This window comes from Mesobacillus sp. LC4, assembly GCF_053543455.1.
Window position 1 is genome coordinate 153,573 of sequence record NZ_JBGCUB010000006.1, and the last position, 17,334, is coordinate 170,906.

General features: G+C 43.9%; 21 protein-coding genes. 8 read left to right on the forward strand and 13 right to left on the reverse strand.

The features are described from left to right. Positions 1–15: 15 nt before the first annotated feature. On the reverse strand, positions 16–531 hold the full coding sequence (locus AB5I83_RS18535) for a DoxX family membrane protein (protein WP_448977452.1): 516 nt from the start codon (positions 529–531) through the stop codon (positions 16–18). 256 nt (positions 532–787) lie between these two features. Here AB5I83_RS18535 and AB5I83_RS18540 point away from each other — a divergent pair, with 256 nt between their 5' ends. Next, positions 788–1,528: a YhcN/YlaJ family sporulation lipoprotein gene (locus tag AB5I83_RS18540; protein ID WP_448977454.1), complete on the forward strand. Its 741-nt coding sequence runs from the start codon at positions 788–790 to the stop codon at positions 1,526–1,528. A gap of 129 nt (positions 1,529–1,657) precedes the next feature. Here the strand turns inward: AB5I83_RS18540 and AB5I83_RS18545 are convergent, their stop codons facing one another. Beyond that, positions 1,658–2,170, reverse strand: coding sequence for a DoxX family membrane protein (locus AB5I83_RS18545; RefSeq protein ID WP_448977456.1), 513 nt, complete (start codon positions 2,168–2,170; stop codon positions 1,658–1,660). 238 nt (positions 2,171–2,408) lie between these two features. Here AB5I83_RS18545 and AB5I83_RS18550 point away from each other — a divergent pair, with 238 nt between their 5' ends. The 4 genes from AB5I83_RS18550 (at position 2,409) to AB5I83_RS18565 (ending at position 4,151) form a co-directional block, all read left to right on the forward strand. Continuing rightward, positions 2,409–2,780: a VOC family protein gene (locus AB5I83_RS18550; protein ID WP_226647197.1), complete on the forward strand. Its 372-nt coding sequence runs from the start codon at positions 2,409–2,411 to the stop codon at positions 2,778–2,780. A 29-nt stretch (positions 2,781–2,809) separates the two neighbouring features. Further along, on the forward strand, positions 2,810–3,232 hold the full coding sequence (locus AB5I83_RS18555; protein WP_448977458.1) for a DUF1801 domain-containing protein: 423 nt from the start codon (positions 2,810–2,812) through the stop codon (positions 3,230–3,232). A 12-nt stretch (positions 3,233–3,244) separates the two neighbouring features. Then, positions 3,245–3,709: an SRPBCC family protein gene (locus tag AB5I83_RS18560; protein ID WP_448977460.1), complete on the forward strand. Its 465-nt coding sequence runs from the start codon at positions 3,245–3,247 to the stop codon at positions 3,707–3,709. Positions 3,710–3,827: 118 nt separating this feature from the next. Next, a complete protein-coding gene (locus tag AB5I83_RS18565) occupies positions 3,828–4,151 on the forward strand; it encodes a hypothetical protein (RefSeq protein ID WP_448977462.1) in 324 nt (107 codons plus the stop codon). A gap of 506 nt (positions 4,152–4,657) precedes the next feature. On the opposite strand, the gene AB5I83_RS18570 is transcribed toward AB5I83_RS18565, so the two are convergent. Then, positions 4,658–5,842, reverse strand: a complete 1,185-nt coding sequence (locus AB5I83_RS18570; protein ID WP_448977464.1) for an MFS transporter — start codon at positions 5,840–5,842, stop codon at positions 4,658–4,660. Between the two features lie 135 nt (positions 5,843–5,977). Continuing rightward, a complete protein-coding gene (locus AB5I83_RS18575) occupies positions 5,978–6,472 on the reverse strand; it encodes a fasciclin domain-containing protein (protein WP_448977466.1) in 495 nt (164 codons plus the stop codon). Positions 6,473–6,884: 412 nt separating this feature from the next. Between AB5I83_RS18575 and AB5I83_RS18580 the strand changes: the two genes are divergently transcribed. Beyond that, a complete protein-coding gene (locus tag AB5I83_RS18580) occupies positions 6,885–7,073 on the forward strand; it encodes a transcription initiation factor TFIIIB (protein ID WP_448977468.1) in 189 nt (62 codons plus the stop codon). 43 nt (positions 7,074–7,116) lie between these two features. Here AB5I83_RS18580 and putP read toward each other — a convergent pair whose 3' ends face one another. Then, positions 7,117–8,586 carry a sodium/proline symporter PutP gene (gene putP / locus AB5I83_RS18585; protein ID WP_448977470.1) on the reverse strand — a complete coding sequence of 490 codons (1,470 nt, stop codon included), beginning with the start codon at positions 8,584–8,586 and terminating at the stop codon, positions 7,117–7,119. 759 nt (positions 8,587–9,345) lie between these two features. Beyond that, the gene (locus AB5I83_RS18590) at positions 9,346–9,663 is read right to left on the reverse strand and encodes a hypothetical protein (RefSeq protein ID WP_448977472.1); all 318 of its coding nucleotides are present in this window, start codon (positions 9,661–9,663) and stop codon (positions 9,346–9,348) included. Between the two features lie 156 nt (positions 9,664–9,819). Here AB5I83_RS18590 and AB5I83_RS18595 point away from each other — a divergent pair, with 156 nt between their 5' ends. Next, positions 9,820–10,632: an N-acetylmuramoyl-L-alanine amidase gene (locus AB5I83_RS18595; RefSeq protein ID WP_448977474.1), complete on the forward strand. Its 813-nt coding sequence runs from the start codon at positions 9,820–9,822 to the stop codon at positions 10,630–10,632. Positions 10,633–10,686: 54 nt separating this feature from the next. Here AB5I83_RS18595 and pepF read toward each other — a convergent pair whose 3' ends face one another. Beyond that, positions 10,687–12,504: an oligoendopeptidase F gene (pepF, locus tag AB5I83_RS18600; RefSeq protein WP_448977476.1), complete on the reverse strand. Its 1,818-nt coding sequence runs from the start codon at positions 12,502–12,504 to the stop codon at positions 10,687–10,689. A 131-nt stretch (positions 12,505–12,635) separates the two neighbouring features. After that, positions 12,636–13,421: an SDR family oxidoreductase gene (locus AB5I83_RS18605; RefSeq protein WP_448977478.1), complete on the reverse strand. Its 786-nt coding sequence runs from the start codon at positions 13,419–13,421 to the stop codon at positions 12,636–12,638. Between the two features lie 238 nt (positions 13,422–13,659). Here AB5I83_RS18605 and AB5I83_RS18610 point away from each other — a divergent pair, with 238 nt between their 5' ends. Next, on the forward strand, positions 13,660–14,667 hold the full coding sequence (locus AB5I83_RS18610) for an NADP-dependent oxidoreductase (RefSeq protein WP_448977636.1): 1,008 nt from the start codon (positions 13,660–13,662) through the stop codon (positions 14,665–14,667). 85 nt (positions 14,668–14,752) lie between these two features. On the opposite strand, the gene AB5I83_RS18615 is transcribed toward AB5I83_RS18610, so the two are convergent. From AB5I83_RS18615 to AB5I83_RS18635, 5 genes are read right to left on the reverse strand one after another with little or no spacing between them, the layout of a single operon-like run. Beyond that, on the reverse strand, positions 14,753–15,319 hold the full coding sequence (locus AB5I83_RS18615; protein WP_448977480.1) for a DUF4256 domain-containing protein: 567 nt from the start codon (positions 15,317–15,319) through the stop codon (positions 14,753–14,755). Between the two features lie 23 nt (positions 15,320–15,342). Further along, positions 15,343–16,131, reverse strand: a complete 789-nt coding sequence (locus AB5I83_RS18620) for a nucleotidyltransferase domain-containing protein (protein ID WP_448977482.1) — start codon at positions 16,129–16,131, stop codon at positions 15,343–15,345. A gap of 15 nt (positions 16,132–16,146) precedes the next feature. Then, complete coding sequence (locus tag AB5I83_RS18625; RefSeq protein WP_448977484.1) at positions 16,147–16,503, reverse strand: hypothetical protein; 357 nt, start codon at positions 16,501–16,503, stop codon at positions 16,147–16,149. Next, positions 16,503–16,775: a hypothetical protein gene (locus AB5I83_RS18630; protein WP_448977486.1), complete on the reverse strand. Its 273-nt coding sequence runs from the start codon at positions 16,773–16,775 to the stop codon at positions 16,503–16,505. Before AB5I83_RS18630 ends, AB5I83_RS18625 begins: the two co-directional genes overlap by 1 nt. A 12-nt stretch (positions 16,776–16,787) precedes the next feature. Further along, complete coding sequence (locus tag AB5I83_RS18635; protein ID WP_448977488.1) at positions 16,788–16,967, reverse strand: hypothetical protein; 180 nt, start codon at positions 16,965–16,967, stop codon at positions 16,788–16,790. Positions 16,968–17,334: the final 367 nt, after the last annotated feature.

Here is a 17,334-nt window from a genome sequence, read left to right on the forward strand (position 1 = left end):
GGGAGTTAAATCTAGTTAAGCAGCGTTGCGTGTTATGTCTTCTTCCCGCTTGAAAACTGTTTTGCGGATGAATGGAACAACCCAGCGGTCTAAACCGTATTTACCTGCGTTGAATCCAGCGGCAAGGATGATGAATCCGAAGAAGATGTCTGTTGGGTTATGAGATACTGTTCCGGCAAGGAAGAAACTGAAGTTCATCACCAGACCGAAGAACATCGCAGCAGTTGTCAATGTACCAAGAATCAGACCAAGACCTACTAAGAATTCTCCTAACGGCACGATTGTATTGAACAGATCGACGTTCGGGATTGCAAAGCTTTCAAGGAAGTTCACGTACCAGCCGTACACCATGCTTCCATCTGGGCCTTTAACAGGATTCGCCACTGCGTTCTTCAAGTATCCAGATGCGTCGAAGCCTTCCCCAGTCAATTTACCCCAACCAGCTGTCATCCAGTTGTATCCTAGCCATACCCTAATGACAGTCAATATACCAGCAGCAACATTGTTTTCTCTTAGCCATTTTGCTAACATGTTCCTCACTCCAATAAGTTAATTAGTATTAGTACACTTATAAGATATCAAATTAATCTCGAAAATAGGGTTATTTGTGAATGATTTCACATTTCTGTTGAAATGTTTTGAACGAATCGTGACCACGCCCTTTAAACAGAATCTTTTTTTATAAAGTCTTCATTCCGCATCTTTTAAAAAAATTGCCTTCTCCCCTGCATATCCCTCCAGATTCTAGCCATCATAAAGACGACAATACCAACTAGGAGTGATCAGAATGAAAAAATCGATCATTATCGCAGGCTGTGCTGTTTTCACAATGGGCTTGGCCGGATGCGGTGCCAATAACAACGCAGCTGACAATAACCGTGATCAGCAGGTCGAAATCTCGCAGGTCAGACGCGGACCAGCTACAGAAAACAACAAGCTTCAGCTGGCAGATCGTGCAGAGCGTCAGGTTGAACAGATGCCAGAAGTAGACGACGCACGCGTCATTATCTCGGAAAACAACGCATATGTCGCTGTTCGCCTAGCGGACAATAATTTGGAGAACGACGGTAATGCAGAAATCAATGATGCTCTGGATGGAAACGGCAGGACTTTTGCCGAGAATGGACGAGTAGACCAGGATGACAGCCGTGATGGAAATGATGGAATCATTGACGGCAAAGGTGATGCCGGAAATGGAGATCGTCAAAATGCTGGCAACACAAATCGCAACAATGTTTTTGACAATGATAATAATAACGGCATGGGCAACATGAATGGAATTGGCAATACAGACATGAATGGAAACGCAGCTGGTAACACTATGAACGGCAAAAATGGGCAGCTGGAACAGCAAATCGAACAAAGAGTACGCCAGGCAAATAACAGAATCGACAATGTATACGTTTCGGTCGACCGTAACGCATACGACAGAATGGGTACATTCGCCGACGACATCCGCACCGACAGAAACAGGGACGGCATGTTCGAAGACTTCCGTGAGGCCATGGACGGCTTCTTCGGAAGGTGACACTTGAAAGCATAGGATTGGATTCCTATGCTTTTTGTAATTACTCAGTCAGTTCTGGAGGAACTATGTATAAAAAAGGCTGCCGGGTTTCCGGCAGCCAAATTATATAAAAGGGGGATTTAAATCAAGTTATACAGCGTTTCGTTTCACTTCTTCTCCGCGTCTGAATACTGTTTTGCGGATGTAAGGTACAACCCAGCGATCTAAACCGTATTTACCAGCGTTATAGCCTGCGAACAGAATGATGAAGCCGAAGAAGATGTCTGTTGGGTTGTGAGATACGGTTCCAGCCAGGAAGAAGCTGAAGTTCATCACCAGACCGAAGAACATCGCAGCAGTTGTCAGAGTTCCAAGGAGCAAACCAAGACCAACTAAGAATTCACCTAGCGGAACGATTGTGTTGAACAAGTCGACGTTCGGTAGTGCAAAGCTTTCAAGGAAGTTCACGTACCAGCCGTACACCATGCTTCCATCTGGACCTTTAACAGGATTCGCTACCGCGTTTTTCAAGTATCCAGATGCGTCGAATCCTCCAGTCAATTTACCCCACCCAGCAGTCATCCAGTTATATCCAAGCCATATTCTAATAACAGCCAATAGACCAGTAGCAACATTGTTTTCTCTTAACCATTTAGCAAACATGTTCCTCACTCCAATAATTTATTTTATTATTATTACACTATTAAGATATCAAATTCTGCTCAAAAAGAGACTGCGTTGTGACATAAGTCACAATTCTGTTGAAAAGCTATGAACGAATTATGACAAAGGTGTTTTTTGGATTTAATGGAGGCTTGATTGTAAATTCCAAAATGCTTGTCTATACTAGAACTGAGAAATATTTCAGAAGATTCAATACAATAAAAGGACGGTAGTGGATATGAAACTCGGTGCATTTTCTGTAAGCTTGACTGTTAAAGACATTGCAGCTTCAAAAACGTTTTACGAAAACCTTGGATTTCAAGCCTTTGGAGGAGACATCAGTCAAAACTGGCTGATTCTTAAGAATGAAAATTGCATTATTGGTTTGTTCCAGGGGATGTTTGAAAAGAATATCCTTACCTTTAATCCCGGCTGGAATGAGAATGCCGAAAATCTGGAAAGCTTCACGGATGTTCGCGAACTGCAAAAGCAGCTGAAAGGAAAAGGGATTAAGTTTTTGACTGAGGCAGAGGAATCCGGAGAAGGTCCGGCTCATTTTACGATTGAAGATCCTGACGGCAATCAGATACTAGTTGACCAACATAGATAATATTCAAGCGAAAGGAGAACTTTTGATCCATGTATGAACTAAAAACAAAGGAAAATGACAATAGTGTCATCGAGTTCATCGAAAACGTCGACAGCCCCAAAAAGCGTGAGGATGCTTACAGGTTATTGGATATCTTCACAGAAACGACAGGTTACCAAGCAAAAATGTGGGGACCTAGTATCATCGGGTTTGGATCCTACCATTACAAGTATGATTCTGGTCACGAAGGCGACGCGCCACTCGTGGGTTTCTCGCCTCGGAAAGCGAAAATCAGTTTGTATTTTGCCACCGGCGACACAGATAGAGAGGCATTGCTGGAGAAGTTCGGCAAGCATACTTCAGGAAAAGCATGTGTGTACATAAACAAAATAGCTGATATCGATGTAGAAGTTTTAAAAGCATTAATCAATCAATCTGTTGCATTTTTAAAAGAAAGATATCCCACTACATAAGGAGACATGATAATGGATCCAATCACAGTTCCCAATCTTTCAGCCAGACCGTTTGGCTTCACAGTAGAGCGCAGCATGTCCTCTTCACCTGATGTTCTTTTTGCGGCATGGACAGAGAAGTTCGACGAATGGTTTGCCGCCCCTGGAACGCTGATCATGAAGGCTGAAGTCAATTCTGTATTTTTTTTCGAAACAGTCTTTAAAACAGAAGAAGATTCTGTTGAGCAGCGCCATCCGCATTATGGCAGATTTCTTCGGTTGATCCAGGATCGACTCATTGAATTCACCTGGATAACAGGTGCTGGAGGAACCGAGGGTGCTGAAACCGTGGTGACCATCGAACTTGAACCAAGGGAGAATGGCACTTACCTAAGCCTGACTCACAAAGGATTTCCTCATGAAAAATCCAAGAGCCGCCACGATTCAGCCTGGGGAATGATCCTCGAACACCTAGATCAGAAGATGATGGAAAAATAAATAGCAATCCATGCTTCCCTTCTGAAACAAAAACGTAAATAACTGGACTCTTTTAAGTCACAAAAAACGGGAATATAGACTTTTAAGAGGAGTTATTTTTGTATGGAGGGAAACGAAAATGAAGAATTCGACCAAAAACTTTGTACTGGCTTCTTTGCTTTCAGCTGGCGGTGCCGTATTGCTGACAGCTGCTTATCGCAAGAGCCAACGGGACGCGATTCGTTTTCTTGAGGATATAGACATGAGAAACAGCGAGAAAATCGACCAAATGGAGAGTGTCGATGCGGGCATAGACCCAGCAGAAAGAGGCCTCACCCAGCTTGACTCCGCCATGCGCGCAGAATGGCAGGCCAACGGTTTCCCGCAAACACATATGGAAATGGAAGAACTAGCAGAGAAAACCGATGCTGAACAAAATACAAACTACGCACCAACTTTGTAAACAGAAACCCCACCTAGATCCTGCGCCACTCAGACTGTGGACAAACTCATTGAACATGAGCTTGTTTGCAGTCTATTTGTTTTTGGTGAAGTAAAAATGGAGACACTTTTTTGCGTGTGTTCTCAAGAAAGCGACATCCATCAACCTTATGGAGACACTTTTTCACTTGTGTTCTGAAGAAAGCGGCACCCATTAGCCTTATGGAGACACTTTTTCGCGTGGGTTTTGAAGAAAGCGACATCCATCGGCCTTATGGAGACACTTTTTCACTTGTGTTCTGAAGAAAGCAGCACCCATCACCCTTATGGAGACACTTTTTCACTTGTGTTCTGAAGAAAGCGGCACCCATTAGCCTTATGGAGACACATAATCACGCATGACCTAAAAAAAGCGACATCCATCAATCTTATGGAGACACATAATCACGCATGACCTGAAAAATGTGGCTATGCCCCGTCCTTTCAACCATAAACAAAAACCTCGCCAATTCCCGGCGAGGTTTTTGTTTACACACTCTGCGTAAGCCTTTTTTCTTTTTTTCCATGAAGAGTGTAGTAGATAAACACTCCGGCGATGATCAACGGCACCATTGCCAGATACAGTCCGCGATAACCGTAGTCCGGCACCATGTATCCAAGCAGGAATGGGCCGACGCCTATTCCGATATCCATCATGATGAAAAAGGTCGAGGTGGCAAGCCCCATGCGATGCGGCGGCGTCATTTTGATGGCGACCGTCTGGGCGACAGATTGAAAGTTTCCGTACCCTAACCCGATGAGCGCGGCAGCCAGGAGGAAGACAGCACCTGAATTCGCCTGACTCAAGGTAAACATCCCTAACGCAAAAGCCATCATGGCGGGATAAGCAACGAAATTCGCTCCTTTTGCGTCCATCAGCTTCCCTGTGAACGGACGTGAAAACAAGACGGCCATTGCGTAAACAAAGAAGTACATGCTCCCCGCCTCTGTCAGATCCGCTTCCTTCGCGAATGACGCGATGAACGAAAGCGTCCCAGAGTATGCAAGCGCAATGACGAACATAACGATTGATACTGGCAAAGCATTGGGTTCCAGGTATTTCGCCAAATTGAATCCCCTGCTGCGGGCATCTGCGGCACTACTATCCACAACTGGTTCTTTTACCATAAGGGCTATCGGCAAACAAAACATACCGACTATGAGCGAAAAAATGAACATGCTTTCGTAGCCATATTGGCTGATCATCGGCAGGCCGATCAGTGGACCGATCGCTGTCGATAAAATCACGCTCAAGCTAAAATAGCTGATTCCTTCGCCTTTCCTGCTGGCTGGAACCACCTGTGCCACAATCGTTCCCGTGGCGGTGGACGCAAACCCAATGCCGATACCGTGGAGAAAACGGACAACCAGCAGGACATAAATATTGGAGGGAATGAGATAAAGAGCAGTAATCACAACGAAAAACAAAATCCCGCCAATCAGCATCCTTTTACTGCCGATTCTCGCAACCTCTTTGCCCCCATACAGCCTGGCAAAAAGAACGCCGATAATAAAAATACTCGAAGCAAGTCCGGCCATGCTCGTTGACGCATCATAAGCATCGGTCGCATAGGAAGCCATCGTCACAATCAATAGATACATAGAAAGCATCATCACGAAATTCACAAGTGAAACCGAAATGAAATCCTTCGTCCATAATTTTTCTTTCTGCATACATTCACCTTCTAAGTTGTACAACATATTTCGAAAACCGAATTAATTATACCGTTTTTACAAATGTATGTCTATGGAGGTGAACGTTGTGAACATGAAAAAGACTGAATCCTTACCGGATCCAGTCATGCACAATTATTTTGGCAGCAATACTTTATCAATAACATGGATGACACCGTTAGACGCTTCAACATCTGGAGTTACGACATTTGCATCATTTACTTGAACAGGGTCAAGTGAGATGGTTACATTTTTCTTCGCAAGTGTCTGTGCCTGCATGCCTTCCTTCAAGTCACCGGACATGACTTTGCCAGGAAGCACATGGTACAGCAGGATATCCTTAAGAGCCTTTCTTGCTAATAACTGATCTGCTGTAATTCCTAAATCCTTCAAAAGCTTATTGAACGCTTCATCTGTCGGCGCGAAAACGGTGAACGGCCCTTCCCCTTTCAACGTTTCAACCAGACCTGCTTTCTCGAGGGCAGCTGCGAGAATTTTAAAATTGCCTGCAGCTACTGCCGTATCGACAATATCCTTTTTGTTCCCCGAGTTGTCCGCAGCAAATCCAGGATTCGCTGCCGACATGACCATCAACACTGCAAAAAGCACAACCGCAAACTTCTTCAACATGAGAATCACTCCTTTTTCCAATAGAGGCATGTTTAACCTCTGTATTTTACAAAAGGTAGTATTCTCCAACATTTATGATTTATCCACAAATTATGATGACTGATTTGATAGGATTCTGTGCATTTACTACATTTCTTCTTTTTGATCTTTCGACAACCTTTTACAGGCTTACTCCTCTTTCAGCATATTGATGTGTTCTATATGAATGACCCTTCGTGTGGCAGTCACCGTATATGGGCTTATAGAATTTTTCTATATGTCCATTTTCAGAGAAATACCCCATTTCCGGCTTTTAACACCTCGCAAGCACCGTCTCACCTCATTTCAAACCCACCACATGAATAGATTCTTGAAACTTCCATCATACCCATACGTAGATTCACTATAAGCATTTACGAAAGGGATGATTACTATGAACTATGCAAAAGAATGTCCTAAATGCGGTGGTACAGAAATCGGTAAAGGTAAGCAGGCTGGATATGCAGTTATGTATCCCGAAAACAAGGTGATGAGCCTCGGCTCTGAAATTCTCCACATTATTTGCACGGACTGTGGATACATCATTGAAAGCTTTGTAAAAAAGCCGGAAAAATTCAAATAAAGGGCTGCCAGCAATATATACTGGCAGCCCTTTTCTTCTATATTTACTCAGACATAATGTTTTCCATTTCTTTAAACTCTTCTTTTACCGCTTTGCCTGGTCCAGTTGTGATTTTACTTACCACAATGACGGCAATCAAGCTTAAGAAGAATCCAGGGACCATTTCATACAAGAATGCTGACAATCCATCGATACTGATCCAGATGATGACGGTCAATGCACCGACGACGATACCGGCAAGCGCACCCCAACGGTTCATCTGCTTCCAGTACAGGCTCAGCAGCATGACTGGTCCGAATGCTGCACCAAATCCAGCCCATGCATTACCGACCAATGAAAGAATTGTATCATTAGGCGTATAAGAAAGTGCAATACCTACTAATGCGACAAGCAATACGGCTGCACGGCCGACAAATACCAATTCTTTGTCACTTGCTTCGCGGCGGAAGAACGCTTTGTAAAAGTCCTCCGTCAATGCACTTGAAGTAACGAGCAGCTGTGAAGAAATGGTACTCATGATCGCGGCCAAAATCGCAGCGAGCAGGAATCCAGTGATATAAGGATTGAACAGGATGTTCGCAAACATGATGAATACTGTCTCAGGATTTTCAAGCGTTACATTGTTCACTTGTACATAAGCGATTCCGACAAGACCAACAGCCAAAGCACCGATGATGGAAACGATCATCCAAGTCATCGCGATTCTGCGCGCAGGCTTCAGCTCATCCACTGATTTGATCGCCATAAAGCGCACGATGATATGAGGCTGGCCAAAGTAACCAAGACCCCATGCCAATAGAGAAACGATACCAAGGAATGTCGTACCTTTGAAAAGATCCATCAATGTAGGATCAATCGCTCCAACAGTGTCCATGACATTTCCAGGTCCTCCAAGCTCTGTAAAAGCAACCACAGGCACAAGGACAAGAGCAAGGAACATGATGACACCTTGAACAAAGTCAGTCAAACTAACAGCAAGGAAACCACCGAATAGTGTATAAACAATAACTACACCAGCTGTCACGAACAAGCCCATACGATAATCAAGCCCGAATGCCGACTCAAACAAAGTACCGCCTGAAACTAGACCCGCTGAAGTATACAGCGTGAAGAAAATGATAATAACGACTGCAGATACAGAACGCAGGATTTTCGTCCTATCTGAAAAGCGGTTTTCAAGGAAATCGGGGATTGTGATTGAATCATTTGCCAGCTCCGTATACGTTCGAAGTCTTGGAGCTAAGATGAGGTAGTTCAAATAGGCACCAATCGATAAACCAATTGCGATCCAGGCACTGGAAATACCTGATGTGTACATTGCGCCAGGCAAACCCATCAGCATCCATCCACTCATATCAGACGCACCAGCTGAAAGTGCCGTTACCGAAGGCCCAAGACCACGACCGCCAAGCATATAGTCTGATAGATCAGACGTTTTGCGGTATGCATACAATCCAATCAGGATCATTGCAATAAAATAAATTGCTAAAGAAACAAATACTTCAAAAGACACCAAATCTCTCCTTTTCGTTTTCCCTAAACGAAATAAGTAACATAGTGGTTAGAAAAGCGTAAGCGCCTCGATCAGCTCCGACAAGCGTTGGAGGGCCGACCGGTGAAGTCGCTCTTTGACTTCATTGGGCGGACCGAAACGTCTCGAGGAGCTAGGCGCTGGAGCTAGACAATAATTATCGGCTAATGTTGAAGAATAAAATCGAATTCTCAAATAGAAATGGCATGAAAGCGAACCAGCCGTACCACACAGAAAAAAATCTTATGTTAATTATGTCGTCCAAGTTTTTCCTGCCCTCATGGGGCTTACGGTTATTTAACCTAACAAACATCCAGAATTGTTTCAAGGATGTTACATGATTATGTGAACAGCCAAAAACCGCGTCCTGACTAGCCTCATGGTAATGGTAACGCTTTCAAAATTTATTGAAGTAAATATATTATGAATATTCAGAATTAGTTATTCAGCGATTAAACGAGCACTTTTTCACAAAAAAAAATCCCTTAGAACAGGGAGTTTTCTCTTGAATATAAATTGCACAGATAGTTGATATTGACACGAATTATTTAGATAAATGTACAATTGAACCTTATTTACACGTTCTTTTAGGTTAATTGCACGGTTAAACACAATATTTGCACACTCTATTTCGCGAATTGCACGGTAAAAACAATAATTGCACGCTCAACAGCCGGAATTGCGCACTAAATACGATTAATTGCACTTTCATCCATATTAGGAAAAACCCCTCTAATACCCCTAATGTGTTGAATAAATAAACAAGTAGATCGCCATCGACAGGCTGCAGATCCCAAGCACGGCCAGGGATCCATAAAACACTTTTCTCCATGTTTCCCCGATGAAATAGATGTTCAGCAAAAAGTAATAAATCAAGGCACTTCCTCCGATGAACAGCAAATATTCCTTGAGATATTTTGCTGGCATGGGGTTAGTGACACTGGTCAGCGCCAGTCCGGCAAAGATGAATACACCGATGATATTCAAGATCTTTTTGAAATCTACTTCCGGGGTCCCCTCTATTTCAACATTTTGCGATGTCTGCATTTTCGTTTCCATCCTACCACCTCAAATAAAAAGTCTTATTTCTTTTACGGTCCAAAACAAGAAATGTTCCGTCAAAATGAAGTTAACTTTTCCCAGCCGAGACATGCACCCTTACCAATACTTTTCTCCTACATATTATATAAAGACCAACTAAAAGGAGGAGGTTATATGAAACTTTATTTAGATCCAGGCCATGGCGGCTCGGATCCTGGAGCACAGGGAAATGATCTTCAGGAAAAAGATTTCACTCTCGATATTGCACTTAAAATTCGTTCCATTCTGGAAAACAACTATGAAAATATCGATGTAAGGATGAGCAGGACAAGTGATGTGACAAAAAGTCTGCAGCAGCGGACAGATGAGGCCAACGCATGGGGCGCTGACTTTTACCTATCAATCCACATCAATTCCTTCAACGGTTCTGCCAGCGGATATGAAGATTATATCTATATCGGGCTTTCGGATAATTCAGCAACCGCAAGATACCGGGACATCATCCACACGGAAGTGATGAAACTGAATCAACTCGGTGACCGAGGAAAGAAAAAAGCAGATTTCCATGTACTGCGCGAATCCACTATGGATGCCATGCTCTCTGAAAACGGCTTTATCGACAATGATCAGGACGCAGCTCTTATAAAACAGGAATCCTGGAGGCGTAATGTTGCCCAGGGGCATGCAAACGGCATTGCAAAAGCGTTCAACCTTTCAGAAAAAAATACGCCACCAGGCGGGGGATCATCTAATCCCGGAACACTTTATAAAGTGATTGCAGGCTCCTTCAAACAAAGAGCGAATGCCGAGAAACGAGCGGCAGACCTGGAATCAAAAGGATTCGAAAACTTCATTGCCACATCGGAGATTTCCGGCGAGACCTGGTACCGTGTACAAGCTGGTGCTTTTTCAAAACGAGAAAATGCCGAAGCTCGCGTCCGGGAGATCGAGAGCAAGGGGATCGATGCTTTTATCTCGACTGATTGATATGTAATCTGTGGCCGAATCCTAAATTAGGATCCGGCCTTTTATTATATAAAATTACTCTTCAAAGCTCTCTTCCAGCTCCGTAATCAGTTCACCAACATACGAGACTGCCTCGCGGATCGGCTCAGGCTTGGACATGTCGACTCCAGCCTTTTTGATCAATTCCAGTGGCTTCATCGTCCCGCCAGCTCTCAATACGTCTAGCCATTTTTCCACTGCCGGCTCGCCTTCCTCAAGAATTCGTTTTGAAACTAGAGTTGAGACCGTTAACCCGGCTGAATAAGTATATGGATACAAGCAAATATAGTAGTGCGGCTGGTGCATCCAGGTCAATCCGGCACCTTCATCCATTTCAACAGAATCTCCCCAGAAGTTTTCAAGGACTTCCAGCTTTAACTTGGACAATAGGTCGGCAGTCAGCGGTTCACCTTCTTCAGCCAGATTGTAAACCTTACGCTGAAGCTCTCCCTCAAGCAAATGGGTAACAAAATTATGATAATACGTCCCCAATAGCTGTAGGATGATCCAGCGTCTTTTCCGCTTGTCCTCCGTATTCGATAACAAGTGGTTTCCGAGCAGCATTTCATTCATCGTCGAAGGCGCTTCGATAAAATATCTAGATGGCCGGGTATTGACCATCCTTTGATTCTTTCCTGCCAGGTAAAAATGTCCGGCATGCCCTAATTCATGGGCAAGCGTGAAGGCACCGCGCATCGTATCCGGCCATGTCATCAGGACATATGGATGTGCACCGTAGGGACTCGAGCAAAAAGCACCCGTACTCTTGCCTACATTATCAGCGTAGTCCACCCATCTCTCCGATAAAGCCGTCTGGATCATTTCGCTGTACTCCTGCCCCATGATTTCGAGCGCTTCCTGAACCGTTTCAGCGGCCTCATCATAGCTGGTCTCTATTTTATATTCAGGATCCAGCGGCGCTTTTAGATCAGCATTCGTCATCTTATCAAGCCCTAAGACGCGTTTTTTCAGTTTAGCATAACGCCTCATATGCGGAGCGAGCTCTTCCTGGATGATGTCCAACTGGTTATCATACATCTCCCGGGTGACCTGCTGATCATGCAGCAGCATGTCGGTGACAGAATCATAGTTCCTTAACTTCGCCATCGCCACCTCCTGATTCACCTGGGTCGCGTAGGTTGCTGCGAATGTATGCTTATACTGATTCAAGGCTTTATTAAAAGATTTATATGAATTATGGCGTACGGTTGCTGACGGTGAAGAGGCATATTTGCCCGCGTACAATGCAAATGATAAAGGAATTTCATTTCCCTCATCATCGATAAAAGAATCAAACTGCATATCAGACAATTTCCCGCGGTTGTAGATATTATATGGGGAACTAAACAGTGACCCAAGAGCTGCAAGTGTTTGCTCTGTTTCCTCTCCGAGTGCATGAGGCTTGCGATCCTGTAAATCATTCAGATACTTCTTATAAGGATCCAATCCGGGCTCGTCTTTTAAAAATTGATCTAACTTACCCTCCGGAAGCTTGATGATTTCCGTCTCTACAAATGCCAGCTCCGAATTGACAGTTGACTGAGCATCACTTGCCTTAGCACCGTCCTTCTGTCTTTCCGGATCGGTATGGTCCACCGATTGCCGCAGATTGGCGTACATTGACACAAGGTTGAAACGTTCCAACAGCTTCTCCTTGGCCTCAAGGCATTCCAGCAGTTCACCTGCACTATCGCCAAGCTTCCCCTTATATTTAGTGACTTCCGGCAAGTCATCCTTGACCGCCTTCAGCTCCTTCTCCCAATCACTTTTCGTTTTAAAAAGAGCCCCTAAATCCCAGGTTTGCTTTTCATCTACATCCTGTCTCTTTATTCGCTCATTTGATTTTTTTGCCATGGTTTCCCCTCCTTGCGGTTATTTCGCCTATTAAGCTATACCACAACAAACATTCTCTACACGTTGAATTTGATGGGAGCTACACAAGAAGAAGCCTGGCACTCAACAAAAGCCAGGCTTCACCTCTCTAATTAAATATCCATGGTCCATCTTTCTTCCTGCGTTTTTTTCAGCTGCTTTTCCGTCTCCTCAGGATAAACATTCCGGAATTTATGGTGATCTGCAGGGATGATTTCTACCATTTTCGCAATCATATCCTCAGGATCGAATTGGTTCTTTAACCCTTCCTCCTGCTTTTCCATATCCTCTTTCCTGGTAAAATTCTTCTCCTCATCGTACCACTTCCACTTTTCCTCGGCCGCTCGCTTGTTGAAACCTGTTTCGAATGCTCCCGGGTTAATCGTCGCTACTTGTACATTGTGCTTTTCCAACTCCGACTTCATCGTTTGGGCGATTCCCTCGATCGCATGCTTCGTCGCCGTATACGGTCCGACATAAGGAGTGGCCGAAATTCCTGCCATTGAGCTCATGAAAATGATTTTTCCGCTTCCTTTCTCGACTAGCTTCTTAGCTGCCATTTGCACAGTTTCCAGCGTCGAGAAAACGTTCACCTCAAAAAGCGCCCGGATCCGGTCCATCGGCACCTCAGCCAGCGGCCCGCCTTCATTGATCGCCGCATTCGCAACAAACACATCAAAATCATACTCCTTGATTTGCTCACGATCCCGCTCATTGGTAATATCCAGCTTGAACACTTCCATATCAAGCCCCTGCTCCTCCGCCTCCCGCATCAGATCCGTCTTCTGGGAAGTCAGCTCAGTCGTCGCAATCACCCTGTGTCCTTTTTTCGCAAGTCCAAGTGAAGCCCCACGGCCAAGCCCGCTGCCAGCTCCTGTGATAAAAATCGTTTTAGCCATTTCCGATTCCTCCTAGCGATTTAAATTAATAGTTTCATCTTCCCGGGAGGAGCAAACGTAAAACATAGAATGAGGAGCAGGAAATCACGACAGATAATGCTAATAATTCATTTGCTCTCTATCTCTATGTATTCTTCATTCCTCATTTAATTTGAAACCACATAACAAATCAATTGAATTTGAATACATCCTTCTCTCCTGTATATTAAGGTAGAGAACAATAGGAAGGGTGATTACGATTCAAAAGCAAATACAGCTAAAAAAGAGACCAACTGGAGTCCCTACACATGAGCATTTTGAATTTGTAGAGAGACCTATAGAAAAACCAGGTAAAGGAGAAATACTTTTACAGACCATTTATATTTCGGTCGATCCTTATTTACGCGGACGCATGAATGACACCAAATCCTATATCCCGCCGTTCAAATTGAACGAGCCCATTTCAAGTGGCGTGATCGGAAAAGTGGTTGAATCCCAGTCAGATCTTTTTGAAGTGGGCGATTTCGTTATCGGCTCATTAAACTGGCAGGAATTCTCCATCGCAAAAGAAAATACAGTCCGTAAAATTGACCCGAACCTGGCACCGGTTTCGGCATACTTAAGTGTTTTAGGCATGACTGGCCTTACAGCATACTTTGGTTTATTGGACATCGGCAAGCCGAAAGCAGGAGAAACAGTCGTTGTTTCCGGTGCTGCTGGAGCTGTCGGTTCCATCGTGGGTCAGATTGCAAAAATCAAAGAGGCAAGAGTCGTTGGCATTGCTGGCTCCGATGAGAAGGTCCGTTATCTTCTGGAAGACCTTGGATTTGATGCAGCTATAAACTACAATACACAGGATGTAGGCAGCGCCCTGAAAGAGGCATGTCCTGATGGAATCGATGTCTATTTTGAGAACGTCGGAGGAGAGATCTCCGATGCGATCTTCCCTCTCTTGAACAACTTCGCAAGAATTCCTGTCTGCGGAGCGATTTCGGCGTATAACCAGTCAGAGCCAGATGTAGGGCCTCGAGTTCAAGGTTACTTAATCAAGACAAGTTCATTGATGCAAGGGTTCACAGTCGGAAACTATTCATCCCGCTTTGGAGAAGGTGCCAAAGAGTTGGCGAGCTGGCTTTTAGAAGGCAAATTGAAATATGAAGAAACGGTTACAGAAGGTTTTGAGAATACAATTGACGCATTTTTGGATCTGTTCAAAGGAGCGAATCTCGGAAAAGCGATCGTAAAAGTTGCAAATACTGATAAATAATAGAGAAAGCCGTTCCGGAGACATATTCCAGAACGGCTTTTCTTTTACCAGTAAACTTCACTGTTTTCTTTTCCATCTAAAACTACTATACCCTTAACGAGCCCCTAAACCCTCTTGCAGCATAATAGGAATCGGCACCATTATGGTAGACAAACACAGTGTCATAGCGGCGGTCACAAAATAGCGCTCCGCCAAGCTTTCGGATATTGTCAGGTGTTTGCACCCAGCTCGACGTCTTCAAGTCGAACTTTCCAAGTGTCTGCAGCTCCCGGTATTGTTCCTCCGTTAAAAGCTCAATGCCCATCGCATTTGCCATATCCATCACACTGTTTTCTGGCTTGTGCTTTTTCCTTGATTCCAATGCTTCACGGTCGTAACAAACACTTCTGCGGCCTTTAGGGCTTTCAGCTGTGCAATCATAAAAAATATATTCTCCCGTAGTTTGATCGAATCCTACCACATCCGGCTCACCCCCGGTAGCCTCCATTTCATTGAGCGACCATAATTTATCAGGGGTGCTTTCGAGCTTAGCTACCACGTCAGCCCAATCAAGTCCTTCATGTCTGCTCATATTTTTCTCAAAACGGGCTATCAAAGTTCCAAGTAGTTCTTGCTGCTGTTCCCTTGTCAGCTCTTTATTTTCATTTGCCATAGTGATGTTCCCCCTTGTCATATTCACTCATTCCAAACTTCCTCTAACGTACTCCTGAAAAGCTGGTCAAGCTGCGGTGTGAAATCCGGCAACTCCACATTCAGCGTTGTGGTATATTCTTTCAGGCGCTTGATTTCCCTGCTCAGGAATTGGTTGATGACGTCAATTTTCAGTTCGTAGTCTAGATCATCTCCGCTGATTTTCCGTTTTAACAAGGAATGAATTGCGTCCTTCAATTCACCTTCCGGCAGCAGGTCCTCCAATAGCCTCGGAAATTCAAGCGGCGGAAACTCATCGTACTTCTCAATCCATTGCGCACCCAAGACCGGTCTTAGCACATTGATATAGTTCTTTATCTTGACTGGTCCTTCCTGCAAGCACTTCTTGAAATTATTACTCGCCATATTCAAATAATGATGCAGACAGGAGTTTGGAGCGAAAACAAGTTTGCTGAGCTCCTTCATCTTGTCAATGGTCGAGAAAGCCTGATAATATACGATTCCAGAACTCAGCCATTCCATCAGCGGCGGATTCGATTTTCTGAATAACTTTAAAGCCTTGGTCAATTCCCAGCCGGTTATATCAAGCAAATCATTAATCGGCAAATCGATCACATCTCTTTTTTTGCCGATTCCCATCTGGTCGATACTCAGATAATCTTCTTTTTTATGTACATAGATGAACCGGACATCATAATCACTGTCCTTCGACGGAAACCCCCAGGCTCTGCTTCCGGATTCGACTGCATATAAGATTTTCACATCGAAATCTTCCTCTATTTTTGCCAGGGACTGTAAAATCATCTCCTTCACAATCACTCTCTCCAATCATTTAACCGATTTCACGGTCCACCGAACTGCCAAAATGATATACAAAAATGCGGCATACAAGACTACACTGATCATATAAAAGACAGAATCACCAGCTTTACTCCGCATTGCATGAAGCCTGGCATACTCTTCAGTTGATATAAAATATGACCAAATACTTAATAAAGTAAACATCAACAATAGGAAGGCCAAAATAGCTTTTTTGTGAAAAATCAACCTCTTGAAACTCACCTTCAATGCTTCGAAAAACGGATCATCTGCGCCGCTTTCCATTTTACCGTTAAAAGGAGTCAGGAAATAGACCATCAAGCCTCCCCAGACAATCGCAAAAACGACTAACGCAGAGAATGGCACTATAATTCCCTCTCTTTGCCTTCCAGATACTTTTTATACGCACCCGGACTTTTCAAATGCTCTGGAACGACTTTAACCACCTGCTCTTGAACTGCCTTCGACTCAGGCGAATGGACCGCCAGCCTTTTACGAATATCATTCAGCAAGTAAATCCCTCGGAATAAACAGCCTGCAATCACACCAAATGCAACGATCCCGCCAACAATCGGTCCTATAGCGAATAAAAAATAGCCAAGAACCATGCTTAACAGGATGGATAAAAACAAGTACATGCCCCTTCTCCCCTAATTCAATAGAATAAAATTCCCGCGCAGCTCGCTCTCGCTGATGGCTATCCTGGTGGACAAGTCCTTGGTTCGCAACACATACTCTTTGACACCGATGAATTCGGACTCCACTATCAAATAAAATTGTGTTCCTTTCTTTAAACCCCTGAAATTCTTTTTCAGCATATATCTCTTCATTCACGTTGCTCCTGTACTGGTTGTCTTCGTTTATTTCAACAAAAAGAAGCGTGAATCCTCCATGATCAACGCTTCTCTTGATGTTTTTCTATTGATAAGGCACAGTTAGACTCGGCTGTTGATTTAAAAACAACATTTTGTGATATCCAAGCCATTGGTAAAAAAGCCACTGTTTTTATGACAGCTTTCAATTGATAGAGCTCAAAGCTGTCAAGAAAGCGCTGTTTTTATGACAGGTTTCAGGTGATAAAGCCCTAAGCTGTCAAGAAAGTGCCTTTTTTATGACAGCTTTCAGGTGATAGAGCTCAATGCTGTCAAGAAAGCGCCTTTTTTATGACAGCTTTCAGCTGATAGAGCTCAAAGCTGT